Here is a 25,638-nt window from a genome sequence, read left to right as displayed (position 1 = left end):
ATAACACTGTCATTAATAACACTGTCATTTACAACATTGCCGTTTACTGCCTTGCTAGGCGCAGCGGCGTAGGTGGCGTTAGCCCAGGCGTTGCGCGCCAGGGGCTGATATCCAATCCGCCGCGGCGCACGTAGCGCGCCAACACCAGCAGTTGCGTGGGCTTTGCCTGGACCATTAAGTCGGTAAAGATATGCTCAACGCAGTGCTCGTGAAAATCCTGGTGCTGACGAAACCCAATAAGGTAGCGCAGCAGCCCTTCGCGGTCGATTTTGGGCCCTTTATAACGGATCAGCACACTGCCCCAATCCGGCTGACCGGTAACGGGGCAGTTAGATTTCAGCAGGTGGGAGTAAAGCGTCTCTTCGACGATCTCCGCTCCCACCGTGAGATGGGCGTTGCTAGGTGTGTAATCGCTTACTGCGATATCTAAATCGTCCAAGCATTCGCCTGGCAAGTGCTGTGCTGAAAGCTCGGGGGAATCCACATCAAACAACTCAACGCTCACCTCAGCGCCTGCCGCAACCGCGAGGTCATTGGCAAGCGTTTCCATCACGTCCTGACGAGTATAGAAACGGGTTTGGTTGAAGCTATTGAGATAGAGTTTCCAGGATTTAGACTCAATTAGATTGGGTGAGGCTGCCGGCAAGCGAAAACGTGCTACGGCCACAATAGGCTTACCGCGGCTGTTCAGCCATGAGACTTCAAAGGCGTGCCATTCGTCTTCTCCCACGAACGGCAAGGCGCCCTCTTCAATCCCCAGCGGCGCTCGGTTGGCCGCGCGGGGAATGGGATAGAGAAGCCCCGCGTCATAATGTTCAGGGTAGGCGGATTCGCGCCCTAATGGCGCGTGTTCCAAGGTGTCGGGGCGATGTGCCATTGCTTGCTGCTCTCTACTTAATGACGTTATGGGTTAGCTACGAATGCCTTTACCGCGCTCTAGCATCATCAGCGCCGCCACAAACAGCACGATGATGAAAGCAAAAATTGCGGCAAGCGCCCAAACTACCGGGATATCCGAGACGCCCAGAAAACCGTAGCGGAAGACGTTCACCATGTACAAAATCGGATTGAGCATGGAAACGCCCTGCCAGAAGTCTGGCAGCATTGAGATTGAGTAAAACACCCCACCCAAATAGGTCAGCGGCGTAAGAATAAACGTCGGCACGATAGAAATATCGTCAAACTTGTTGGCCAGCAAGGCGTTAATAAAGCCGCCAATGGAGAACAGAGCAGACGTCAGTACTACGACCAATACCGTGAGCAGCGGATGCTCCATCGTTAGGCGTGTAAAGAATAGCGAAACGACCGTCACAATCAGCCCCACACCCAAACCACGGGCCATGCCGCCTAAAATAAAGCCGGATAAAATCACCCAATTGGGCATGGGAGACACCATCAGCTCTTCGATCGAACGCTGGAACTTGTTTGAGAAGAAACTCGACGCCACGTTGGAGTAGCTATTGGTAATCACTGACATCATGATCAGCCCCGGGACGATAAAGTCCATGTAGCTGAAGCCGTCCATGTCGCCAATCCGTGAACCAATGAGATTGCCGAAGATGATGAAGTACATCGCCATGGTGATCGACGGTGGCAGCAGCGTTTGTGGCCAGATTCGGGTAAAGCGCTTGATCTCTTTTAGCACCAGCGTCCATAGGGCGATCAGCGTCTGCATGGCATTCATACGCGCTCCTCCTTCTTCTCAACGCGCTGATCTATCGCCCCTTGGCCACTACCTTCCACCATCGACACAAACATCTCCTCTAAGCGGTTGGCTCGGTTACGCATGGAAACCACCTGAATGCCCTGCGCGCTCAACGCATTGAAGACATCGTTCAAGCGCTGGCCGCGATGGACCAGCAGCGAAAGCTGGGTAGGCTCCAACTGATGCAGCTCAAACCCTTCGATCTGGGGTACTTCTGCAACTGGCTCAGCCAAATCAATCAGGAAGGTCTCGGTATCAAGTTCTGCCAGAAGCTCCCGCACGCTGGTATTACGCACAATGTCGCCATTATTGATAATCGCCACATTGCGGCACAGGCTCTCGGCTTCTTCCAGGTAGTGAGTGGTGAGGATGATGGTGGTGCCTTCGTCTTGGTTAATCCGCCGCATGTATTCCCACATGCTGCGCCGCAGTTCGATATCCACCCCGGCCGTTGGTTCATCCAGAATCAGCAGTTTGGGGCGATGCATCAGCGCCCGAGCGATCATCAGGCGGCGCTTCATGCCACCAGAGAGCATGCGCGCGCTGCCGTTGCGTTTTTCCCATAGGCCCAGATCAGTCAGCAGCTGTTTAGCGCGGGGCAAGGCCTCGCGACTGGTCATACCGTAATAGCCCGCCTGAGCCAGCACGATATCGAGCACTTTCTCAAACTGATTGAAGTTGAACTCTTGTGGCACCACGCCCAACTGGTATTTGGCTTTGGCGAAGTCTTTATCCACATCAATGCCAAATATGGAGACCTTGCCCGCCGTCTTTTGCACCAGCGAGCACACCACACCCAAGGTGGTGGATTTACCGGCGCCATTGGGGCCCAACAAAGCAAAAAAATCGCCCTGCTGGACGTCTAGATCAATACCTTTGAGCGCCTGAAAGCCGTTGCCATACACTTTGGTGAGGCCACGGATAGACAATGCCGGTTCGGCCATGAAAATGTCCTGTCAGCAAAATAAGAAGTGAAGGTCAAACATTAGGGCGCAAACGACTTTTTTCAAGGTGAGCAATTGAGCCAAGCGCTAGACACGCTGATAGCATCACCTAGCAAGTAGCTGATGCATCAGGGAAGAAATTGAAACTAGGCGCTAGCCGAGACCGCCACTTCGGGCGTGCTGGCAAGCAAAATCACATTAACAATGCACTCCCGAGTACGACGATCAGAACTGACCGTCGATGTCGGTAACGCTAATCAACTTGTGGTTGACGAATTCCTTCAGTCCGAGGCCGATCAACTCGCGGCCATAGCCGGAGCGACGAACGCCGCCGAAAGGCAAGTCGGCCTTCACTGCCGTTGGGTGATTGATGTAAACCATGCCGGTAGACATCTGAGCCGCCACCTGGCGACCTCGCTCAATGTTCTGCGTGAACACTGACCCACCTAACCCAAAGGGAGAATCGTTGGCAATCTCGATGGCTTCGGACTCATCCTTGGCTCTGAATACCAGAGATACCGGACCAAAGAACTCCCAGTAGTAAGCAGGGTTGTCCTTCGTCAAGTCCGTCAGCAGCACGGGCTGTACGAATGCACCGCGCTCGGGTATTGCGGCACCGATTACGGTCATCGTAGCACCATGCTTAATTGCATCTTCCACTTGCTTTTGGACATCGTCCGCTGCGCTCTGGGACGACAAAGGCGCCAATGTTGTCGTCGGATCCATGGGATCCCCTGCCTTGAGTAAGGCGACGCTGGCTTTGTACTTCTCCAGGAAGGCATCGTAGACCTCCTCGACGACGATGATCCGCTTGGACGAACAGCACACCTGCCCCGCGTTCCAGTGGCGGCCAAACACGGCCCATTTCACGGCTTTGTCAATGTCGGCATCATCCAGCACCACAAACGCGTCGGCGCCGCCCAACTCCATCGTTGACTTCTTCAGCGCCTTGCCAGCCTGTGCAGCAACCACCGCGCCAGCTGCTTCAGAACCGGTCAAAGCAACACCGTGAACGCGTGGATCGTTAATGATGGCTTCCAGCTGCTCGCGCGTTGCATAGAGATTCTTGAACCCGCCAACCGGCAAGCCAGCATCAAGCATCAGCTTCTCGAAAAGCGCAGCCGATTGCGGGACGTTGGATGCATGCTTGAGTACTACCACGTTACCGGCGGCAAGCTGAGGAGCGATGATCCGGGCGATCTGATAATAAGGGAAGTTCCACGGCTCTATCGCAAGGATAATGCCCAGCGGCTCGTGCACTAGCCAGGCATCGGTCACCACCGGATCCTTGGACGGCAACTTCTCAGGTGCCAACTGCCGCTCGGCGTTCTCGACGTAGTACTCGAAGATCGCAGCTGACAGCTCGACCTCCGCCTGCGCCTCGCCCAGCAGCTTGCCCATCTCCAGGGTCAGTAGTTTTGCATACTCCTCGCTATTAGCGCGCAGCAAGTCAGCCGCTTTCTTCAGGATAGTGACCCGCTGCTGGACGGGGGTGTTCTTCCAGTTGTGGAATGCTGTATCGCCGCGATCTAACGCCAGAGCAACCTCTGCATCGGTTGCGTTGGGGAAGTTTTTGATTGTCTCCCCGGTATAGGGATTGGTCGTTGCATAAGCCATTTTTTAATCCTCTGTTAACCGGGTTATCTGTGTGGCATCAATTTCGCGCGCGCAGGGCACCCTAACTCACTGTGAAAAAACGATTACTCTGTACTATCCCGTTCTGGTAGACATCCCCGTCAAGGCTATGCACCGTTGGATCACCATCATAGCCAAGGCTACGCACTTGCATATTGCCGTGGATCAAATCTGCGTGCGCTTTGGTTGTGAACGCACACCGCGCCGTGCCTCAGTGGAGACCGACGCTGACGGCAATAGAAAGTAATAAAAGTAATAGAAAGTGATAGCGTCAGTTAAAGGCTTATCTTCAAATTAATAAGATGCCTAATTGCCAGCATCAAAGCGGCAAGCTTCACATGATTTAGAACGACGATGATAGCCTGACAGGAGGGAGCGCTGACGAACCAGCTGAGCTTGGAAAAAAATCAAAGAATAGCAGTTCGTGGTCATCCACGACCTTTAGCCAGAGCCCTATTAGGCTGAAAGTCACTGACTCAGTATCGGCAAAAAGAACACAGACGAAGACTGCATATAAAGCAGTGAAATCCAAGAAGCTTGATATAATAGAAGCTTGGGCTAGTAGAAACTTAGCGGAGAAGGTGAGCTATAGGGCTGGCATGTCGCAGGACTGGCATTCCAGTTCCCGACGTTGGCATAGCTACCTGATACTGTTTAACTGGAGCGGGAAAGGAGATTCGAACTCCCGACCCTCGCCTTGGCAAGGCGATGCTCTACCACTGAGCTATTCCCGCAACGCAAACAAAACGACGTATAACGCTAGATGGCGTCCCATAGGGGGTTCGAACCCCTGTTACCGCCGTGAAAGGGCGGTGTCCTAGGCCACTAGACGAATGGGACTATTTGGAGCTAGAAAGTAATCCGGCACCTGAAACTGGAGCGGGAAAGGAGATCGACCGGGCTGGCGTTCCAGCTCCCGACCCACCGCTTACCGATCCGATACTACTAAAACTGGAGCGGGAAAGGAGATTCGAACTCCCGACCCTCGCCTTGGCAAGGCGATGCTCTACCACTGAGCTATTCCCGCTTATAGAACACTTACTTAGCTTTTTACCTAACCTACCGGAAGTGGCGTCCCATAGGGGGTTCGAACCCCTGTTACCGCCGTGAAAGGGCGGTGTCCTAGACCACTAGACGAATGGGACGTGTGGAGCGGGAAAGGAGATTCGAACTCCCGACCCTCGCCTTGGCAAGGCGATGCTCTACCACTGAGCTATTCCCGCATTCCGATAACCCTGACGACCGCTTACTCTAGTTCTAAACGAAAAAGAATAAGTGGCGTCCCATAGGGGGTTCGAACCCCTGTTACCGCCGTGAAAGGGCGGTGTCCTAGACCACTAGACGAATGGGACGTTGCATTGCCTCGTCGAGGTGGCGCGTATGTTACTCAGACCTTATTGAGCTGTCAAGCTCTCTCCCCACCACTAGCCTAATTGGCTAGCTTTCAATTACCTACAAGTAATTACCTAAAAGCAAGGCGCAGGTTTTACGACGCTGTCGTGCACGCGGAGAGTGCTCAACGCGCTTATTGGGCTTCATAACGGTGCAAGTACTTATTTTTCTTAGCGCCAACCTCCTCTTCCATCACCGACAAAACCGTTAAAAATCTTTTATTTATAATAAAATCGATTTTTATGGCACACCCTTTGCTACCTCATTGTGTTGCCCTTACCGACCAATTCCCCATAAACGAGGTGTGCTATGTCCTTATCCCGCCGCAAGTTTCTCACCACAGCCGCTGTATCCTCCACAGCTGGCCTTATATTGGGCGCCCCGTCGATTGCTCGTGCGCAATCTGCCGAGAGCTTTAACTGGCGTATGACCAACGCCTACCCGCCCGGCTCGCCTTTTTACGTGGAAGGCCCTGGCAGCCCCACTGATGTGATCGCCAAAATCAACGCCATGTCCGGCGGGCGACTCAACATTCAGCATTTTTCATCCGGCGAGCTGATTCCAGCCTTTGAAGGCTTTGAAGCCGTTCAAAGCGGCACCATCGAAATGAACGCCGCCAATAGCTACTTCTGGTCAGGTACCACCTTTGCTGCTCAGTACTTCACTACCGTTCCGTTTGGCATGAGCTTTATGGGCCATATGGCGTGGCTTTACCACGGCGGCGGTTTGGAGCTTTGGCACGAGGTGTATGAGCCCTACGGCATGGTGGCCTTCCCGCTGAATAATACCGGCGTGCAAATGACCGGCTGGTTCCGCGAGCCCATTGAAGACATTAGTCAGCTCAGTGGGCTGCGCATGCGCGTTCCTGGCTTGGCGGGTCAGGTTTACTCTTCGCTTGGTGTAGATGCCCGCGTACTGCCCGGTGGCGAAATTTTCCCCGCGCTGGAGCGTGGCGTAATTGACGCGGCCGAGTTCGTAGGCCCTTTCCAAGACCGCCGTATGGGGCTACACAACGCCGCCAAGTTCTACCACACCACCGGCTGGCACGAACCCTCCACTACGGGCGAACTGCTGATCTCGAAAACCCACTGGGACAGCCTGCCAGAAGACCTTCAGATGATCGTCAAAACCGCCTGCATGGCAGCTTGCCTGGAGAGCGTAACCTGGTCGGAAGCCGTTAACGGTGAAGCGCTGACGGACTTGGTCGAAAACGAAGGCGTCACTGCCAGTATGCTTCCCACTCCCGTTGTCGATGCGCTGCGCGAAGCCACTCAAGACACCCTGGAAACAGAGGCCAACGCCGACCCGCTGGTTCGCAAAGTGCACGATAGCTACATGGCGTTTAAAGCCAAGCACGACCGCTGGGCAGGTGCCAGTGAACGTGCGTGGTTAAACGACATTATCGGAGTCTGATATGCGAGCCGTGGCATATTTTGTCCACGGAGTTGAGGCGGTGGTTCGGCTATTTGGCTGGATCGCCGCCTGGACCTGCGTGGCTTTAGTAGGACTCGTCGCTGGCGATGTGTTGATGCGCTATGCGTTCAGTTTTGGTGCAGTATGGCTACAGGAGCTGCAGTGGCACTTGATATCGCCTATCGCGCTGTTTGGCATGTCGTACTTGCTGTTGATGGGTGAGCAGGTGCGCGTCGACGTTTTCTATGAGCGTTTTCCCGCAGGGCTGCAACGAGTGATCGAAGTGATCGGCGGACTCTTGCTGCTGGTGATGGGGCTGTATATCGCCTGGCTGACGCTGCCCTGGATCGCCCAGTCGTTCGCCCGCGGCGAGGCGTCGCCTAACCCCGGCGGCCTGCCGCTGCGTTGGCTTCTCAAATCTCTGATCCCATTCGGTTTTCTCCTTCTCGCGCTGCAAGGGTTGGCCCACGCGCTGCGTCAAGTGCTTGCCCTACCCACACGAGGTGAATAACGCATGTCTCCCAATGAATGGCTAGCGATCGGCATGATCGTGGCTTTTTTCGTATTCCTGCTAATTGGTATTCCGGTAGGCATCAGTATCGCGGCGACGGCTTTTTTCTTTGGCTACATTGGCTTTGGTCCGATGCTGTTTAACCTGCTGCCTTCCCGAATCTATGGGGTAGTCACCAATTACACCTTTATGGCCATACCGCTGTTTGTATTTATGGGGGTGATGCTGGAGAAGTCGAAGCTGGCCGAGGAGCTGATTGATGTGATCGGCCACCTTTTTGGCGGCATCTCAGGCGGCATGGGCGTGGCGATCATTCTCGTTGGTGTGCTGTTAGGCGCCGCCACCGGCATTGTCGGCGCCACTATCGTTACCCTTGGCCTGCTCACGCTACCGACGCTGCTACGCCGCGGCTACCCTAAAACCCTGGCCACCGGGATGATTTGCGCATCCGGCACCTTAGGTCAGATTATTCCACCTAGTCTGGTGCTGATTCTGCTGGCCGAAATTTTGGGCGAATCGGTTGGAACGATGTTCGCAGCGGCCATGGTGCCGGGGCTAACGCTAGCGGCGGTCTATATTATTGCCATTCTGGTGATCGCCAAGCTCTACCCCAACTTAATGCCGCCGATTCCTGCCGAGGAACGAGCAGCAATGGGCCGGGGTCAGCTGATACGCAAAGTGATTACTGTGGTGGGCCCGCCAGTGGGGTTGGTGTTTGCGGTCTTAGGGTCGATTATTGGCGGCATTGCCGCGCCTACTGAAGCGGCCTCCATGGGTGCGCTAGGAGCATTGGTCATTGTGGCATGCTCGGGGCGGTTAACCTTTGCGCTACTCAAAGAGGTCGCCAAGGCCACGCTGGTGATCTCGGCCATGGTGTTCTTTATTTTGATCAGCGCACAGGTGTTTGGCCTGGCATTTCGTGGCTTGGGCGGCGAGCACTTGGTCGCCCGTATGTTCGACTGGGTGCCCGGTGGCGAGTTAGGCGCGATGCTATTCATGCTGCTGCTGATGTTTGTGCTGGGCTTCTTTCTCGAGTGGATTGAGATCAGCTATATTGCCCTACCGCTGTTTCTGCCCTTCTTTGTGCAGATGGGCGTCGATATGGTCTGGCTGGGCATTCTGGTGGGGCTGGTGCTGCAAACATCGTTTCTAACTCCCCCTTTTGGCTGGTCGCTGTTTTTCCTCAAGGGCGTAGCGCCGAAAGAAGTCTCGACGCTGGATATTTACAAAGGCGCCTTGCCGTTTATCGGCTTACAGTTTGTTGCCGTTGCGCTGGTATTTACCTTCCCCAGCATTGCTACTTGGTTGCCCGAAGCCATTGGCTGGTAACGATCTGTCTTAGCACTTACTTAATAATAAGGAATCAAAGATGCTTCATACCCAACGTAGTTACGGCGGCAGCTGCGTCGCCCCTCATCACTTAGCTGCCAGCGCCGGGCGCGATGTGCTTAAACAGGGCGGTAACGCGGTGGAAGCCATGGTCGCGGCTGCCGCTGCCATTGCGGTCGTATATCCGCATATGAACGCCCTGGGTGGCGATGGTTTCTGGTTGATTCATGAACCGGGCAAAGCGCCTATTGCCATTGACGCCTGCGGCCCGGCGGCGGGGCTCGCCGATGCAGATTTCTATGCGGGTGAAACGCAGATTCCCGAGCGCGGCCCTAAAGCTGCGCTTACCATGGCGGGTACCATTGGCGGCTGGCATGAAGCGCTGAACGTGGCATCCGCATGGGGTAAGCAGCTGCCTCTCACCACGCTGCTGGCCGACGCCATTCATCATGCCGAAGCGGGTATTTCAGTCACGCAAAGCCAGGAAGCACTCACCGCCAAACACGTTGAGCGCCTGTCTCAAAGTCCTGGCTTTAGTGATTCCCTGCTGCTTAACGGCCAGGTACCTCGTGAAGGCGAACGGCTGCGTCAACCGCGCTTGGCCGCGACCCTCAAGCGATTGGCGGAAGCCGGATTAGATGACTTCTACCGCGGCGAACTGGCCGCCAGCATTGCGAAAGACTTGGAAGCAGTGGGCAGCCCACTGCGTTTAGCTGACTTTCATGATTACCGCGCCCAGCGATTCACGCCACTGGAAGTAACGCTACAAGATGCCACGCTGTATAACCTGCCTGCACCGACCCAGGGCATGGCCTCATTAATGATTTTAGGCATCTACGAACGCTTAAAAGCCGCAGAGCCCAACGGTTTCGACCACCTACACGGGCTAATCGAAGCGACCAAGCGCGCCTTTATTCTGCGCGACCAAAACGTCACTGACCCCGACCGCGTACCAACACCGCTGCAGGCGTTACTCAGCGAAGAGAATATTGGCCGGGAAGCGGCTCAAATTGACCCACAGCGCGCTCTACCGTGGCCTCACGAACCCGCTCCAGGCGACACCATTTGGATGGGCACCGTGGACAGCGAAGGGCGTGCGGTGAGTTTTATCCAGAGCATTTACTGGGAGTTTGGCAGTGGCGTGGTGCTGCCAGAAAGCGGCGTACTGTGGCAAAACCGCGGCATCAGCTTTTCGCTTAACCCCGACGACCTGCGCGGTTTAGCCCCTGGCCGCAAGCCTTTCCACACCCTTAACCCGGCGCTGGCCAAATTTAATGATGGCCGCACTATGGTCTACGGCACCATGGGCGGGGAAGGCCAGCCGCAAACCCAGGCGGCAGTATTTTCGCGCTATGCGCTGCACGGCATGCCGCTGCAGCAGGCAATCACGGCGCCTCGCTGGCTGCTGGGGCGCACCTGGGGTGAAACCAGCACTAACTTGAAACTGGAAGCACGCTTTGATGAGAGCTTAGTCTCCGCATTGGCAACGGCTGGCCACGATGTGGAAGTCCTGCCTGATGCCTTTAGCGACACCATGGGGCATGCAGGTGGCATCGTGCATCATCCAGATGGATTAATAGAGAGCGCCCACGACCCGCGCAGTAACGGCGGCGCGGCCAGCGTTTAAATACACATTCGGGGGTTCGTACTTGCTGAACTTGAGCAGGCGACTCGCTGTCACTCAGCAGAGTGTTAAGCTAGCCTGCTTAATAAGCCTCTGAAAAGTGGCAAACCAGAGGGAGAGGAGAACCCCATGGCGAAAATTGAAAAATCCCCTGACGAGTGGCAACAACAGCTCACGCCAGAGCAGTACCGCGTGGCGCGTGAAAAAGGCACCGAGCGCCCTTTCACCGGCGACTATCAGGTGCGCGATGCACAGGGTATTTACCACTGCGTCTGTTGTCATGCGCCGCTGTTCGAAAACGAGCATAAGTTTGACGCTGGCTGCGGCTGGCCAAGCTTTGATAGGCCGTTAGGTAGCCGCTGCGTTGAGGAACATACGGATACCACTCACGGCATGCAGCGTACCGAGGTGGTCTGTTCCCATTGCGATGCTCACCTGGGCCACGTGTTCCCCGATGGACCACCCGACACCACCGGGTTGCGCTACTGCATTAACTCGGTATCACTGGAATTTCACCCTGACGAGTAATCAGCGCTAAATCCTCGCAAGGAAACCCGGCAAGGCGGGCGTCATCTGCTAGAATGATCGCCCGCTTTTTTGTGCCGCTATTTTGTACTTGTAGGAGAGATTCATGCTCGGCTGGTTTCCAGGACATATGAACAAGGCCCGCCGCCAGATTGCGGAGGTACTGCCAGAGATCGATGTCGTGATCGAGGTACTCGACGCGCGTCTGCCCTACTCCAGCGCCAACCCGATGCTGGCCGAGCTAACGCGCCATAAGCCGGTGCTGAAAATTCTCTCCCGAGCGGATCTCGCCGACCCAGAACGGACGGCCGAGTGGGTCGCTTATTTCGATGCCCAAGAAAATATGCGCGCTCTGGCTGTCACCACCACCAATACCCGCGAACTAAAAAAGATTCCCAAGCTATGCCATGAGCTGGCCGGTGCCGTTCGCGCCGACCGGGATGTGCGCGTGATGGTAATGGGCATTCCTAACGTGGGTAAATCGACGCTGATTAACGGCCTGGCCGGGCGAAAAATCGCCAAAACTGGCAACGAGCCTGCGGTCACTAAGCGCCAACAAAAGGTGCGTATTGATGGACGTGTGGCGCTTACCGATACCCCTGGGGTGCTGTGGCCGAAAATTGAGGATCAGGCTAGCGCCTATCGCCTCGCTGCCACCGGCGCCATTCGCGATACCGCTATCGAGTACACCGATGTGGCGATTGTCACTAGCGCAGAGCTGGCCAAGCGCTACCCCGACGCGCTCACCGAGCGTTATAAGCTCAAAGAGCTGCCGCCTTACGCCGCGCCAGACATTCCCCACGACATTGATGCGGATGGCCCGAAAAAGCCCGATTTTCTCGCCATTGCAGGCTTCGATGGGAACGCGATCTTGAAAGATATCGCTGCCCGCCGTGGCGGCCTGCGCCCCGGTGGCGCGGTGGATCTGCACCGCGGCGCCGAAGTACTGCTTCATGAACTACGCGACGGCAAGCTGGGCAGGCTAACGCTCGAAACGCCTGCGGATATTCCACCGCCGCCCGTGCAAAACGACGAAGACAATCAAGCACTTTCCGACGCATAATGGCCTAGTAGCTCTATAGCCGAAAATGGCTTGTGGGCGCTGTTTTAGACACTCATGCTTTTTGGACACTTTTAGGCCTCTAGCTACTTTTGGACAGACACCTCATGGATACCCCGCAGTCACACGAACCACAACCGTTAAAGAAATCTCATAAGCTGCACAATGTCTGCTATGACATTCGTGGCCCGGTGCTCGACCATGCCAAGCGCTTGGAAGAGGAAGGTCAGCGAATCCTCAAGCTGAACATCGGCAATCCTGCGCCCTTTGGCTTTGAGGCGCCGGAAGAGATTCTCCAGGATGTGATGCGTAACCTGCCCACGGCCCAGGGCTACTGCGACTCCAAAGGCCTCTACTCTGCCCGTAAAGCGATTATGCAGGAGTGCCAGCGCAAGCAGATTCCCGGCGTGGGTATTGAGGATATCTTCATCGGCAACGGTGTGTCTGAGCTGATCGTGATGGCCATGCAAGCACTGCTGAATGACGGCGATGAAGTGCTCATTCCCGCACCGGACTACCCGCTCTGGACCGCCGCCGCCCACCTTTCCGGTGGTCACGCGGTGCACTACCTGTGCGACGAGCAGGCGGACTGGACGCCCGACATGGCAGATATTCGCGCCAAGATCACCAGCCATACTCGGGCCATTGTGCTAATCAACCCCAATAACCCGACCGGCGCGGTGTATCCGCCTGCCGTGGTGAAAGAGGTGTTGGCGATCGCCAAGCAGCATAACCTGGTGGTGTTCTCTGACGAGATCTACGACAAGATTTTGTATGACGGTGTTGAGCACACCGCGACGGGCGCGCTAGCGGACGATGACCAACTGGTCATCACCATGAATGGGCTCTCCAAAAGCTATCGCTGTGCGGGCTTTCGTTCGGGCTGGATGATTATCTCCGGCACCTTGGCCAAGCTAAACGCTCAGGACTATATCCAGGGACTGAATATGCTGGCCTCCATGCGGCTATGTGCCAACGTGCCCGCCCAGCACGCCATTCAAACCGCGCTGGGTGGCTATCAATCGATTAACGATTTAATCCTGCCCGGCGGGCGGCTGCTGGCCCAGCGCGATATTACCGTGGAAAAGCTGAATGCAATCCCCGGCGTTTCCTGCGTGAAACCTAAAGGCGCGCTGTACGCCTTTCCGCGGCTCGATCCCAAGGTCTTCAATATCAAAGACGACCAGCAGATGGTGCTTGATCTGCTGCTGCAGGAAAAAATATTACTGGTGCAGGGCACGGCCTTTAACTGGCCCGAGCCGGACCATGTGCGCATCGTGACGCTACCCTGGGCCGACCAGTTAGGCGATGCACTCGACCGCTTTGCCAATTTCTTGTCGCGCTATCGGCAGTAGGTTTTGTAGCCATGACTTGAAACTGCCATGAACAGCACGTATCTAAGCCATTAATCTAGTAATGCTTCGATGAACTTTAGGGGAGAACCTGCACCATGATGCGAATTCTGCTGTTTTTAGGCACCAACATAGCGGTTTTGCTGGTCGCCAGTATTACTCTGCGCGTGCTAGGCGTAGAGGGCTATCTGCGCGGCCAGGGCATCAACTTCACCAGCCTGCTGATTTTCTGCTTTATTTTCGGTATGGCGGGCTCCATCGTCTCGCTGTTTATCTCCAAATGGATGGCTAAGCGCAGCACTGGCACAGTGATTATCGAAACGCCCTCCAATTCCACCGAACAGTGGTTGCTGGACACGGTCGCTGAGCTCTCTCGCGAGGCGGGTATCAAAACCCCGGAAGTGGGTATATTCCCGGCCCAGCAGTCGAACGCTTTTGCTACAGGCTGGAACAAAGACGATGCGCTGGTAGCCGTATCGGCAGGCTTGATGAATCGTATGCGCCCGGAGGAAGTTCGCGCAGTACTGGCTCACGAAATTGGTCACGTCGCTAACGGCGATATGGTAACGCTGGCGCTGATACAGGGCGTGGTGAACACCTTTGTGATGTTCTTTGCCCGGGTAGTGGCACATCTAGTCGATAACTTCCTGCGCAGCCGCAGCGATGGCGAAGGCGGACTGGGCTTTATGGGCTACTTCGCAGTGGTGATGGTCGCTGAAATTGTATTCGGTATTTTAGCCTCAGCTATTGTCGCCTGGTTCTCGCGCTACCGCGAATACCGCGCCGACGAAGCAGGTGCGCGCTTGGCGGGTACCAATGCGATGGTCAGCGCGCTGGCACGCTTGAAAACCGAAACGGAAATGCCCGATCAAATGCCAGACACGCTGCGCGCCATGGCCATCACCAAAGGCCAAACGCGTTCGCTGGTGGAAAAGCTATTTGCCAGCCACCCGCCGCTGGATGAGCGCATTCGCGCGCTGAAAGAAGCCGCTTATCGCCAGTAAGATTGTCTAGCAGCTCTATATATTTAAGGCCCGCATCTGCGGGCCTTACTGTTATTCGGCGACGGTTTTCACTGGCTGTTTTTCACTGCCTATTGTTCACTAGTTTGCTCGCGTTACCGTAAACCCTGCTCCACGCAGTATGCCTTCCAGTGCAACCGCCTCCCCTGACAGCTGCACGTTGAGCGTGGCGAATTCGCGCCTTAGCGGGTAGTTGACTCGGCAGCCATCAAAGCCTTTTCGCATACCGTGGTGCTGCGTTTGGCGCTGGAGCGCATCGTGGTCACGACGAACGTCATAAACCGCTCTCATGCAAAGTCTTAGCGCATCTTCAGGAGGCAGTGCGTGCTGCAAATGCAGCGACGCCAGCGAGGGGGGTGGGCAAATATCAGCAAATGTAAGATCGCTTGGCTGACCGCAGTGGTGAGCCAGCGCCTGCTGAATCATCCAGGTGCCGCGTAGCTTGCCGTCCAGGCTATGCCCGGCAATATGCGGTGTTGCCATAGAGACCAGATCACGCAGGCCAGCATCGATATCGGGTTCTTTCTCCCACACATCCAGTATGGCGCTGATATCGCCCTTACCCGCAAGGCGGCTGCGCAGCGCTAAACCATCCACGCAATCGCCGCGCCCGGCATTGAGCAGCACGCACCCCGGCGCCAGCTCCTCGATACGTTGAGCGTTGAGTAGCTGGTACGTCGCGTGGGGGCCTTGACGGGTTAGCGGTGTATGCAGGCAGAGCACGTCACAGCGCTCAATCAGGGCGTCTAAGGAGTGAAAGCCTTCCTCTGCCCCCTCTTCTTCCCTGGGCGGATCACAGGCCAGCGTTGCCACGCCCATGGCGGCTAGTCGCGCCTGCAGTCGGCTACCCACATTGCCCACCCCCACAATACCCACAGTGCGCTCGCTAAGTGCCCAGCCATCGCGTTCCGCCAGGGTCAGCAGGCTGCTCAGCACATAATCAACCACCGCTTCGGCGTTGCAGCCTGGCGCGCTGGCGAAATCGATATCGCGCTGGGCAAGCGCAGTTTGGTCAATATGATCGGTGCCGATGGTGCAGGTGCCAACAAAGCGCACGGGGCTATCGGCAAGCAGCTGATCGTTGACCTGGGTAATGGAGCGCACGATGAGCGCATCGGCGTTCTGAAGATGGGCGGCGTTTATCTCCCGCCCTGGTACGCGGGTGAGCGAACCGAAATGGCCGAAGCAGCGCTCGGCAGCGGGGATATTGGCGTCGATGACAAGTTTCATAGGCGTTTGGGTATCCGGGCTTTACAATACGCCCGCGACGGCTTGATGGGCAGGCGTGTTTAAAGGCTATCTTTTAAAGGTTAAGTAAGGAGAGTGTTGTGATCGTACGCTGGGAAACCAACCATGACTATGTGTTGGTTCATATTCACCAGGATATGTTTGGTGACTGGATTTTCAGCCGCGCCTGGGGCCAAATCGGCACCCAATTTGGCGGCCTGAAACATCAGCTAGCCGATACTCTGGATCAAGCCCATATGTGGCTGGAAGATGAAACCACTATTCAGTCCTCGCGGGGCTTTCGCAAGGTGCTGGAAGTGGCCGACAATACCCCGGAAGGCCAGGAAGCGATGCGCCAGCTATCGTTGCTGGATGTACTTTAAGCCTAGCGCGCTAGTCTCCTGTTCTTAGCTAACCCCATGCATGCACTTATTAACTTAAGAAACGCCGACCATCACGCTTATGGGCGCCTTTAGGCGGCGTGGTGTCTGGCGGTGCTGTAAACGCCGCTAGCGCCGCTTCATCCAGCCAGCCGCGCTCGCGTAACCACGCACTCAATCGCTCCAGCTCAAAGCCCCGATCCAGCTCATTGCCATCACCATCCACCAGCACAGGTATGCGAACGCCATAGCGCTCTACTAATGCGTCGTCGTCGCTAATCTCGATGTGGTGCAGCCACACCTTTTGATTCGCCAGTGCGGCTACCAGTGCCTCTAGTTGGGTACAGAGATGGCAGCCCATGGTTGTGTAAAGCGATAGCTGAATCATGCTGAAGCTCTCTTCATACTGGCTCTTTTCATACTAACTCTTTTCATACTAGTTCTCTTCATACTAGCTCTCTTATGACAGCTTATGACGAAGTAGGAATACGTGGTGCAGGTTGGTGCGCCGCTGGAAATCGGGGTCAAAACTGCGCCCGGTAATATCCTCGACCGCGTAGTGCTCGCTAAGCGCTTCAGCGAGTTTAAAGCGGCGTTGGTTATTAGAAAACACCAAGGTGCCACCGGGTGCCAAGCGCGCCATGGCGAGCTCAACTAACCGCGGGTGATCGCGCTGTACGTCGAGGGTATCGCGCATCTTCTTGGAGTTGGAGAACGTCGGCGGATCCATAAAGATCAGATCAAATTCGGCGTTGGCGGTTTCCAGCCAGCGGAAGCAGTCGTCACGAACCACGCGATGTAGCCGTGGATCGAGCTTATTTAGCGCAAAATTGTCCTTGGCCCACTCCAGGTAGGTGTTGGACATATCCACGCTCACGCTGTCACTGGCGCCGCCTAAGGCCGCCTGTACGGTCGCTGTGGCGGTGTAACAGAACAGGTTTAAAAAGCGCTTGCCGTCGGCCATTTCGCCCAGCATCCGACGTACCGGACGGTGGTCAAGAAACAGCCCGGTATCGAGATAGTCGCGCAGATTGACCCATAGCCTTGCCTCACCCTCCTGCACCTCAAAGCGTTCGCCGCTGGCAGCGCGCTTTTGATACTGGGCGCTGCCCGTTTGGCGCTCACGGCGCTTGATATAAATCTTGCTGGCGTCAACGTTAAGCGCCTCGGGCATGACTTCCAAGGCATCGTACAAGCGCTTCTGCGCTTGAGCCGGGTTGATCGAACTGGGCGCCGCGTACTCTTGCACGTGCACACGATCACCGTAACGATCCACCGCCAAAGCGTACTCGGGCATATCAGCGTCATACACGCGATAACTGGTTTCACCGCTCTGCTTCAGCCACTTCTTCAAGCGCTTCTGATTTTTAATCAGTCGATTGGCGAACATCTGCGCATTGTCTTGGTTTTTATGAGCCGTTTGCTCTTCGCTAGCCTCTTCACTAGGTAGCGCCACTGAATCGCTCTCACTCTGAACCGGCTTTGTATCGCTAACGGCAGGTAGGTGCTCGGCACCCCCAATCTCCATGAGTAGCAGCTTGGCATCCAGGGCACCGTTTTTAAGCGCGTACTGTTTGTGCGCACGCATCCCCAATCGGTGGCCGAGATCAGGGTTGCCGGTAAACACCGCCAGCGTCCAGCCTGGGAATAGCGCTTTGGCTTTCTCACCCAGCTGGGCATAGAGACGCACCAGTTCAGGCAACTCACCCAGGCGCTCGCCGTAAGGAGGATTGGTGATCAGCAGGCCGCGTTCGGCGGTGAGCGTATCTGGCCGGGTAAGCTGGGCCAGGCTCTGCCCATGCAGGCTAATCAAGGCTGGTATGCCTGCGCGCATGGCATTGGATTTTGCTGCTGTCAGTGCTGCAGGGCTCTGGTCAAAGCCTAATAGCTGAGCTTTGCAGCGTTTGCGACCTATCGAAGCCCGCGCTTCGGCTTCGCGCTTCTGTTCCCGCCACGCTTCGTCATCGTGCCCTGCCCAGCCGTGGAAGCCGAAACGTTCACGGTTAAGGTTCGGAGCCTGGTCGGCGGCCATCATGGCGGCTTCAATCAGCAGCGTGCCTGCACCGCACAGCGGGTCAATCAACGGCTCCCCTGATTTGAAGCGCTCTGGCCAACCCGCGCGGACCAACAGTGCAGCGGCCAAATTCTCTTTTAGCGGCGCATGGCCTACATCCCGGCGGTAGCCGCGACGGTGCAGGCTTTCACCAGAGAGATCCAGGCCAATGGTTAAGTTCATGCGGTGCAAGTGGGCGTAGATACGCAAATGCGGCGTTTTGGTATCAACGTTGGGGCGTTCCTGCCCCGCCAGTTGGAGTGCATCAACCACGCCGTCTTTAACGGTTTGCGCGCCAAAACGGGTGTGGCGAATATGTTCACTGCGGCCGTGAAAATCGACTGCCAGCGTGTTGCCTGGCGCCAAGTGTTGAGTCCAGGCAATGCGGGCAACCACATCACGCACCTGCTCGGCGGTGTCGATCATCGACTCGCGCACTAAGGTTAAGATAACCCGGTTGGCCAATCGCGACCACAGGCATACGCGGTAGGCGATGGCTTGGCTGGCGGTGAAGTAAACCCCCGCCACAGTGGTTTTGCCCGGCGTGGCGCCCAATGCCACTAGTTCATCGTGGAGCAAGCCTTCAATGCCTTTCGGACAAGTGGCTAGCAGACTCAAGGGGGCGTTTTGATTCGACTCGGTCATGATAATAGCGGCGCGTAAGGGCGCGAAATTCCTGTATATAGCAAATGAGTTTACGTTTTATGACAATTTGGTAGTCGACAGATGACACCATCATGGTCTAACAATAAGAGAGTAGCTACTGAAAAACGCGTACGTTTCTTGTCAGGGGTCGGTTCAAGACTAGAGCTTTAACTTGATTTGACCAATGGCATATAAGTCTTCTTTGCAAGAGTTTTCTGTATGAGATAGCCGTTCGACCCGTTCAGCCCGTGAGTGCCAGACATTTGCGTTGAGGCGGCGTCTCGCTCTTGAAGCAAGCTCTCGGAGTAGTGATGTGTTTGAGCATTTCTAGTGCAATTGCTTAGACGACATCCTATTTCTTATCAAAGGCTTTCGTGAAACAAAGACTTTCGAGAAAAGAGGTTAGCCAATGAAACGGCAAAAACGTGATCGCTTCCAGCGGGCTTATGTCCACGGCTACAAAGCGGGTGTATCGGGTCGTTCTCGTGATGACTGTCCCAGTCAAGATATCAATTTACGCGAATACTGGATGAGCGGTTGGCGTGAAGGTCGCGGCGACCAGTGGGATGGGATGACCGGCATCTCGGGCATCCACAAAAATCCCTTAGTCATGGCCTAACGTTTTATTTTTCAAAGTTTGAAAAGAAAGATTCTAAACGAAAGGTTTTCAGTGAGCCCACTTTAAAGTGGGCTTTTTAGTGCGTGTTTATGCCAACACTGCTCCGCTGCTCACTCAACTGCTAGCTTTCAGTGCCCTTGCGCACTCACCGACTAGTTTAGGCCCTTGGTAGATCAAGCCTGAATAGAGCTGTACTAAATCTGCTCCAGCGGCGATCTTGGTTTGGGCCGCAGCGGCACTATCAATACCGCCTACGCCAATAATCGGCAACGCAGGCAGGTGTTCACGCAGTTGACGAATAACACGATTGGAGGCCTCAAAGACCGGTTTCCCCGAGAGCCCACCGGCTTCATCCGCTTGAGGATCGCCCTGCACGGCTTCGCGGGAAACCGTGGTATTGGTGGCAATCACGCCATCAAGGGCGTTGCGCTCGATACTTGCCGCCATTAAGGCTACTTCTTCAGCGCTCATATCCGGGGCGATCTTAATCAGCAATGGTACGTTGCGACCCGTTTGGTCATTGAGCTGTGTAGCTCGCGCGCGAATCGGCCCCAATAGCGCGTCCAGCTGTTCGCCGAACTGAAGGCTGCGCAGCCCCGGCGTATTCGGCGAGGAGACGTTAACGGCAATGTAATCCGCATAAGGGTGCACCGCGTCTAAACACACCAGGTAGTCATCCAACGCCCGCTCTACCGACGTCGTCAGGTTTTTACCAATATTGATGCCCACAATGCCGCCGTAGTGGCGCTGTTTGACCTGCTCGATCAGATGACCAACCCCTTTATTGTTAAAGCCAAAGCGGTTGATGATCGCCTCGTGCTGCGCTAAGCGAAACAGCCGGGGCTTCGGATTGCCTGGCTGCGGCTTAGGCGTCACTGTACCCACTTCGACAAAGCCAAAGCCCAGCGCGCCAAGCGCATCGAGGTGGTCGGCATTCTTGTCCAGCCCAGCAGCTAAGCCTACTCGATTGGCAAACCGCAGCCCCATCAGCTCGACGGGATCGTTTACCGGTTTACCAAATAGCCGCGTTACCCCACCGACACGATGCAGTGCATCCAATGCGCCCAGCGCCATACCGTGGGACGTTTCTGGATCAACGCGAAAGAATAGCGAGCGTGCGAGGTTATACATTGTCAGCGTCTCTCCAGGGCAGCTTAACGGTTTGCTTAGCGGGCGGCGCACAGTATATCGCAAACCCTGCTTCAATCGCAGACAGGTTTGTTACCGACAGCTTGACCACAAACAAAAACACCGCCCCCGAGAAGCTCGGGGGCGGTGTGGGTGACGCTAACGTCTGGAAAAGCGTTTACGCTTCGCTATCGCTCTCGGCAAGGTCTACCAGCTCGCGCACCGCAACGGCGAAGAGCGCAAAGCCACCCTCACTGCCACCGCGCACCTCTTCAATAAGACGGCACCAACGGCGGTGCAGGTCGGCGTGCTGATCCAGCCACTGCGCCACCCGCTCCTGGGTATCACGGCTTCCCGCGTCGAGCTTCAGCACGCTGGTGGTCAGCGCAAGCTGCTGGCGCTCGATGTCGTCGCGGAAGGTTTCCCGCGCCTGGGCCTGCCAGGCGTCGCGCACTTCCAATTGAGTTACCTGCTGAATCATCCACGGCAGTTCCAGGCGGCTGCCAATTTCGTACAGCACCTCTGCCACCCGCTGCGGTTTTTCATTGGTCAGACGCGCCGCCTGGATGATACCTAGCCCGGCGTAAAGACTGGATGACGCCGCGACAGTGGACGCCAAAGCTTCAGGCACACCCGCCTCCAACAACTCGTCACGGCGCGAGTTCCAAGCGCTAAGCTCTTCACCGCTGAGCAGCTCACCAATACCTTCCTGCAACTGCGTCAAACGAGGAGCGAAGTACTCAATGGTATCTTGTGTCGAAAGCCCCAAGTGCTGGCGCACAAACCAGCGCGTGGCACGGCGGATCAAGCGCATGAGATCGAGCATCATCGAGTACTGAATGCGGTTGGGCACCTGATTGTCGAGGGCTTCAATTTGCGCCCATAGGCCGGGCAAGTTAAAGCTATCGCGGGCCACAATGTAAGCGCGAGCGATGTCGGCACGCCCTGCGCCGGTGGAGTCCATCAGGCGGCGCACAAAGACGATACCCATGTGATCAACCAGATCGTTGGCGACCTGCGTCGCAACGATTTCGCGCTTAAGACGATGCTCGTACATTTCATCTTTGAAGCGCTCCACCAGCACCGATGGGAATAGCCGCTCAAGATGCCTATGAATATAGTGATCGTCCGGCACATCAGAGGTGATCAAGTCGCCTTTCAAGGTACTCTTGGCGTAGGATATCAGTACCGACAACTCCGGCAGACGCATCCCTTGATCGTTGCTGGCCCGCTCTTTGAGCACATCATCGGTGGGCAGGAATTCCAGCTCGCGATCAATTTGTCCTGTAGCTTCCAGCTCGCTGATAAAGCGGCGGTAAGGGCCCATGGCCTGATCGGACAGAATAGCCGACAGATCCAGCGCCTGGCTTTGGCGGTAGTTATCCAGGATCACCAGATCGCCCACCTCATCGGTCATTTCCGCCAGCAGTTGATTACGCTGCTTGTCGGTCATGTCGCCGCGCTTGACCACTTCATCGATCAGGATCTTGATATTGACCTCGTGGTCGGAGCAGTTCACCCCGCCCGCGTTGTCAATAAAGTCAGTGTAGACGCGCACGCCTTTGGCGGCGGCTTCCATACGACCGCGCTGGGTCAAGCCAAGGTTGCCGCCCTCGCCGACCACCCGGCAGTTCAAGTCGTTGCCGTTGATGCGCAGGGTGTCGTTGGCTTTGTCGCCCACATCAGCATCGGTTTCGTCAGAGCCCTTCACATAGGTACCGATACCCCCGTTCCAGATCAAATCGACCTTGGATTTGAGCATGGCGCGGATCAGTTCATTAGGCGACAGGCGTTCTTCCTTGATACCAAAGACCTGCTGCATTTCTGGCGTGATGTTTATCGACTTGGCGCTACGGCTAAAGATGCCGCCTCCGGCGGAGATTAGCTCCTGGCTGTAGTCTTCCCAGCTGGAGCGCGGCAGTGCGAACAACCGCTTGCGCTCGGCAAAGGAGGCTTCTGCATCCGGATTGGGGTCGACAAAGATATGCAGGTGGTTAAACGCGCCCACCAGTTGGATCTTGTCGGAAAGCAGCATGCCGTTGCCGAAGACATCGCCGGCCATATCGCCGATCCCCACCACGCTAAACAGGTCACGCTGGGTATCTACATCGAGATTTTTGAAGTGGCGTTTAACCGACTCCCAGGCACCCCGCGCGGTGATACCCATTTTTTTATGGTCGTAGCCGTTAGCACCGCCGGAGGCAAACGCATCGCCCAGCCAGTGCCCGTACTCAATGGAAATCTCGTTGGCGATATCTGAGAAGGTAGCAGTGCCTTTGTCGGCGGCTACGACGAGGTAAGCGTCGTCTTCATCGTGGCGAACCACATTTTCCGGCGGCACGACATCACCACCCACCAGGTTGTCGGTAACATCCAGCAGCGCACGGATAAAGATTTGGTAGCAGGCAATGCCTTCTTTCTGGACGACGTCGCGGCTGGCATTTTCCGGCATGCGTTTACACACAAAACCGCCTTTAGCGCCCACCGGCACGATAACGGCGTTTTTAACCTGCTGTGCTTTGACCAAGCCCAGCACTTCGGTGCGGTAATCTTCAAACCGATCCGACCAGCGCAGTCCACCGCGGGCCACTTTGCCGCCACGCAGATGGACACCTTCCACCCGCGGCGAGCAGACAAAAATCTCAAACATCGGCCGCGGCTTGGGCATGCCGGTGACTTTGGAGGGTTCAAGCTTATAGGCGATGTAATCCTTAAAGCGTCCGCTCTCAGCCAGTTGGTAGTAGTTGGTACGCAGCGTGGCGAGGATCAGCTCCATAAAGCGGCGCAGCAGCTGGTCGTCGTTAAGACTGGCCACCCCTTCCAAACGCTCATTCAAGCTCGCGATACACGCGTCGGTGGCGTGGTTCTGCTGTTCAGGATCAAAGCGCAGGCGGAATAGCTCAACCAGCTCGCGGGTAATGGCAGGATAGTTGGCCAGCGTGGCGGCAATGTAATCCTGGGACATACCGAAGCGGATCTGTTTGAGATAACGGGCATAGCCGCGCAGCATGGCCACTTCGCGCCAATCCAGCCCTGCACCGATAATCAGCCGGTTAAACGCATCGTTATCGGCTTCGCCGGACCAGATGCGCTTAAAGGCTTCAGTAAACACATCGCGCATATCGCCCAAGCTGACATCCGCACCGCTGTGCTCAAGCTCGAAATCGTGAATCCAGTAGCGCTGCTGTTCAGGTGCGTTGATATCGTAGGGGCGTTCGCCAATCACCCGCAGGCCGAGATTTTCCATCATTGGCAGCACGTCAGACAGCGGTATCTGCGATTCACGGTGGAACAGCTTCAGGTTAACGCCGCCACCCTGCTCTTCTAGTGGCCGATAGAGCGACAGCGAAAGATCGTTCTCGCTATCCAGTGTCAGCAGGTGCTGAATATCAAACACCGCAGTGCGCGCTGAGAAATCTTCACGGTAACTGGCCGAGAAGGCCTCGCGAAACTGATCCATCAGGTTGTTGGCGCGCTCTTCACCGAAGCCTTCGATCATGGCGTTATGCAGCTCGTCACGCCAACTGCGTGCCAGCCGTGACACTTTGCTTTCCAAACGCTTGAGGTCGTAGTCGCTCGGCGCGTCGCCATTAAAGCGTAAAATCAACTGAATACGCGCTAGCACTGATTCAGATAAATAGGTATTAAAGTCACCAAAGTGGGCGTCTAATTCGTCGCACAGCACGTTTTGAATCCGCTGACGTAGGTCCGTGGAGAACACGTCGCGGGGAACAAACACCAGGCAGGAGTAGAACTTGCCGCTTATATCCGCACGAATAAACAGCCGCACCTGGCGGCGCTCGCGGATATTGAGGATGCCCAGTGCAGTGCTGGCCAGTGATTCGGTTTCGATCTGGAACAGGTCATCCCGGGGGTAGACTTCCAACACCTGGAGCAACTGCTTGCCATTGTGACCCTGGGGGTTGAACCCAGCGATATCCATGACGGCTTTGAGCTTGCGCCGCAGCAGCGGGATATTGCGCGGCGACTCGTTGTACACCGTGGCGGTAAACAACCCAAAGAAGCGTCGCTCGCCAATCACATTACCGTCATCGTCGTAGCGGTCAACGGTGATGTAGTCCGGGTAGGTAGGACGGTGCACCCGGGAGTGGTGAGCGCTTTTGGCAAATGATAGTAGCTGGGGCACCAGCACATAATCATTGTGCTCATCCACCCCTTCTTCGGTACGAATCCGCTCGCAGTAGCGCGGCTGATCCAGGCGGAACACGCCCAGCACGCTATCCGCGTCGCGCTTTAACTCGCCGCCTTCCAGCAGGTACTCATCGTAGCCCAGGAAAGTAAAATTATCCTTGAGCATCCACTCTAAAAAGGCAATCGCCTCTTCGTGGTCGTCAGGGTCGATCTGGGGTGGGCAGTTTTTCTCAAGCTCCTGAATCGACGCGGTAATTTGCGAGCACATGGCGTCGAAATCGCCCACAGCGGTACGTACATCGCGAAGCACATCATTTAGATTGCTTTCGATTTTTTCCAGCAACGCCACATCGGTGTGCCGGTCTACTTCGATGACAATGAGCGACTCGCGTGCTTCAGGGGCGTTTTCTGCTCTGGGCGAGGCAAGCGCCTGTAGCTGATGGCGATCATCACGGGCGACCGCCAGCACGGCGTTTTGTATTGCGTGCACCGTCAAACCGCGGCGGTTGAGCTCGATACGCACCGAATCGACTAAAAACGGCATATCTTCGTGGAGAACGGCGACAAAGGTATGCGTTGACTGCCAGCCGTGCTCTTCAAAATCCGGGTTAAATACCCGTACCTTGGGACTTTTCGAGTCGTGGTGCTGCAAAAACTGCCAGATGGACAGCGTTGCGCCATACAGATCATCCAGACGACGATCCACAAGGTCTTCCACCGGCACGGTGGCATAAAAGTGTCGAGCGAAAGCGTCCACTGTGGCGGCGCGAGCGGGGTCTAACCGCGCGTGTAGCCGTTCCTGGAGCTGCTTCAAAAGATCTTGCCGACTCTCTTCAATCGCAACGTAGTGCATCCATCACCTCGACTGCCTGGGCCATTAAAAGGCCAAAAAACGAAGGACAATAGGCCTTTAGGCCAACAT

19 protein-coding genes and 6 tRNA genes are annotated in these 25,638 nt (G+C 55.9%); 10 read left to right on the top strand and 15 right to left on the bottom strand.

Going from position 1 to position 25,638, the window contains the following annotated elements; all coding sequences use genetic code 11:
- Positions 1–43 precede the first annotated feature (43 nt).
- The 10 genes from queF to QEN58_RS05820 form a co-directional block, all read right to left on the bottom strand.
- A complete protein-coding gene (queF, locus tag QEN58_RS05865) occupies positions 44–877 on the bottom strand; it encodes an NADPH-dependent 7-cyano-7-deazaguanine reductase QueF (protein WP_280106197.1) in 834 nt (277 codons plus the stop codon).
- Between the two features lie 33 nt (positions 878–910).
- The gene (locus QEN58_RS05860) at positions 911–1,684 is read right to left on the bottom strand and encodes an ABC transporter permease (RefSeq protein WP_280106196.1); all 774 of its coding nucleotides are present in this window, start codon (positions 1,682–1,684) and stop codon (positions 911–913) included.
- Positions 1,681–2,649, bottom strand: coding sequence for an ABC transporter ATP-binding protein (locus tag QEN58_RS05855; RefSeq protein WP_280106195.1), 969 nt, complete (start codon positions 2,647–2,649; stop codon positions 1,681–1,683). Before QEN58_RS05855 ends, QEN58_RS05860 begins: the two co-directional genes overlap by 4 nt.
- A gap of 225 nt (positions 2,650–2,874) precedes the next feature.
- Positions 2,875–4,266 carry an NAD-dependent succinate-semialdehyde dehydrogenase gene (locus QEN58_RS05850; RefSeq protein WP_280106194.1) on the bottom strand — a complete coding sequence of 464 codons (1,392 nt, stop codon included), beginning with the start codon at positions 4,264–4,266 and terminating at the stop codon, positions 2,875–2,877.
- 677 nt (positions 4,267–4,943) lie between these two features.
- A tRNA-Gly gene (locus QEN58_RS05845) sits at positions 4,944–5,018 on the bottom strand.
- 30 nt (positions 5,019–5,048) lie between these two features.
- Positions 5,049–5,124 (bottom strand) — tRNA-Glu (locus QEN58_RS05840).
- A gap of 112 nt (positions 5,125–5,236) precedes the next feature.
- A tRNA-Gly gene (locus QEN58_RS05835) sits at positions 5,237–5,311 on the bottom strand.
- 42 nt (positions 5,312–5,353) lie between these two features.
- Positions 5,354–5,429: transfer RNA gene (locus tag QEN58_RS05830), tRNA-Glu, on the bottom strand.
- A 3-nt stretch (positions 5,430–5,432) separates the two neighbouring features.
- Positions 5,433–5,507, bottom strand: a tRNA-Gly gene (locus tag QEN58_RS05825).
- A 53-nt stretch (positions 5,508–5,560) separates the two neighbouring features.
- Positions 5,561–5,636, bottom strand: a tRNA-Glu gene (locus QEN58_RS05820).
- Between the two features lie 349 nt (positions 5,637–5,985).
- Here QEN58_RS05820 and QEN58_RS05815 point away from each other — a divergent pair.
- The 8 genes from QEN58_RS05815 to htpX all read left to right on the top strand — a co-directional run bounded on the left by QEN58_RS05815 (position 5,986) and on the right by htpX (position 14,494).
- Entirely contained in the window at positions 5,986–7,089 is a 1,104-nt protein-coding gene (locus QEN58_RS05815; protein ID WP_280106193.1) for a TRAP transporter substrate-binding protein, read from the top strand.
- Between the two features lies 1 nt (position 7,090).
- Positions 7,091–7,600: a TRAP transporter small permease subunit gene (locus QEN58_RS05810; protein ID WP_280106192.1), complete on the top strand. Its 510-nt coding sequence runs from the start codon at positions 7,091–7,093 to the stop codon at positions 7,598–7,600.
- Positions 7,601–7,603: 3 nt separating this feature from the next.
- Complete coding sequence (locus QEN58_RS05805; RefSeq protein ID WP_280106191.1) at positions 7,604–8,929, top strand: TRAP transporter large permease; 1,326 nt, start codon at positions 7,604–7,606, stop codon at positions 8,927–8,929.
- Positions 8,930–8,969: 40 nt separating this feature from the next.
- Positions 8,970–10,556: a gamma-glutamyltransferase family protein gene (locus QEN58_RS05800; RefSeq protein ID WP_280106190.1), complete on the top strand. Its 1,587-nt coding sequence runs from the start codon at positions 8,970–8,972 to the stop codon at positions 10,554–10,556.
- 126 nt (positions 10,557–10,682) lie between these two features.
- A complete protein-coding gene (gene msrB / locus QEN58_RS05795) occupies positions 10,683–11,081 on the top strand; it encodes a peptide-methionine (R)-S-oxide reductase MsrB (protein WP_071695780.1) in 399 nt (132 codons plus the stop codon).
- Between the two features lie 103 nt (positions 11,082–11,184).
- Positions 11,185–12,141, top strand: a complete 957-nt coding sequence (ylqF, locus tag QEN58_RS05790; protein WP_280106189.1) for a ribosome biogenesis GTPase YlqF — start codon at positions 11,185–11,187, stop codon at positions 12,139–12,141.
- 104 nt (positions 12,142–12,245) lie between these two features.
- The gene (locus tag QEN58_RS05785; protein WP_280106188.1) at positions 12,246–13,493 is read left to right on the top strand and encodes a pyridoxal phosphate-dependent aminotransferase; all 1,248 of its coding nucleotides are present in this window, start codon (positions 12,246–12,248) and stop codon (positions 13,491–13,493) included.
- 95 nt (positions 13,494–13,588) lie between these two features.
- A complete protein-coding gene (htpX, locus tag QEN58_RS05780; protein ID WP_280106187.1) occupies positions 13,589–14,494 on the top strand; it encodes a protease HtpX in 906 nt (301 codons plus the stop codon).
- A gap of 99 nt (positions 14,495–14,593) precedes the next feature.
- On the opposite strand, the gene pdxB is transcribed toward htpX, so the two are convergent.
- The gene (gene pdxB / locus QEN58_RS05775; RefSeq protein WP_280106186.1) at positions 14,594–15,742 is read right to left on the bottom strand and encodes a 4-phosphoerythronate dehydrogenase PdxB; all 1,149 of its coding nucleotides are present in this window, start codon (positions 15,740–15,742) and stop codon (positions 14,594–14,596) included.
- Between the two features lie 98 nt (positions 15,743–15,840).
- Here pdxB and QEN58_RS05770 point away from each other — a divergent pair, with 98 nt between their 5' ends.
- Positions 15,841–16,122 (top strand): hypothetical protein, encoded by a 282-nt coding sequence (locus QEN58_RS05770; protein WP_280106185.1) that lies wholly within the window; start codon positions 15,841–15,843, stop codon positions 16,120–16,122.
- A 49-nt stretch (positions 16,123–16,171) separates the two neighbouring features.
- On the opposite strand, the gene QEN58_RS05765 is transcribed toward QEN58_RS05770, so the two are convergent.
- Both QEN58_RS05765 and rlmKL read right to left on the bottom strand, forming a co-directional pair.
- Positions 16,172–16,507, bottom strand: a complete 336-nt coding sequence (locus QEN58_RS05765; RefSeq protein ID WP_280106184.1) for a glutaredoxin family protein — start codon at positions 16,505–16,507, stop codon at positions 16,172–16,174.
- 72 nt (positions 16,508–16,579) lie between these two features.
- Positions 16,580–18,817 (bottom strand): bifunctional 23S rRNA (guanine(2069)-N(7))-methyltransferase RlmK/23S rRNA (guanine(2445)-N(2))-methyltransferase RlmL, encoded by a 2,238-nt coding sequence (gene rlmKL, locus QEN58_RS05760; protein WP_280106183.1) that lies wholly within the window; start codon positions 18,815–18,817, stop codon positions 16,580–16,582.
- Between the two features lie 409 nt (positions 18,818–19,226).
- Here rlmKL and rmf point away from each other — a divergent pair, with 409 nt between their 5' ends.
- Positions 19,227–19,436, top strand: coding sequence for a ribosome modulation factor (rmf, locus tag QEN58_RS05755; protein ID WP_007111057.1), 210 nt, complete (start codon positions 19,227–19,229; stop codon positions 19,434–19,436).
- 114 nt (positions 19,437–19,550) lie between these two features.
- Here rmf and QEN58_RS05750 read toward each other — a convergent pair whose 3' ends face one another.
- On the bottom strand, positions 19,551–20,567 hold the full coding sequence (locus QEN58_RS05750) for a quinone-dependent dihydroorotate dehydrogenase (RefSeq protein ID WP_280106182.1): 1,017 nt from the start codon (positions 20,565–20,567) through the stop codon (positions 19,551–19,553).
- Positions 20,568–20,742: 175 nt separating this feature from the next.
- Positions 20,743–25,569 carry an NAD-glutamate dehydrogenase gene (locus QEN58_RS05745; protein WP_280106181.1) on the bottom strand — a complete coding sequence of 1,609 codons (4,827 nt, stop codon included), beginning with the start codon at positions 25,567–25,569 and terminating at the stop codon, positions 20,743–20,745.
- Between the last annotated feature and the right edge of the window lie 69 nt (positions 25,570–25,638).

This window comes from Halomonas alkaliantarctica, from assembly GCF_029854215.1.
Taxonomy (GTDB): domain Bacteria; phylum Pseudomonadota; class Gammaproteobacteria; order Pseudomonadales; family Halomonadaceae; genus Vreelandella; species Vreelandella alkaliantarctica_A.
Note: the sequence above shows the minus strand (reverse complement) of the source record. Positions and strands in the feature narration are given on the sequence as shown.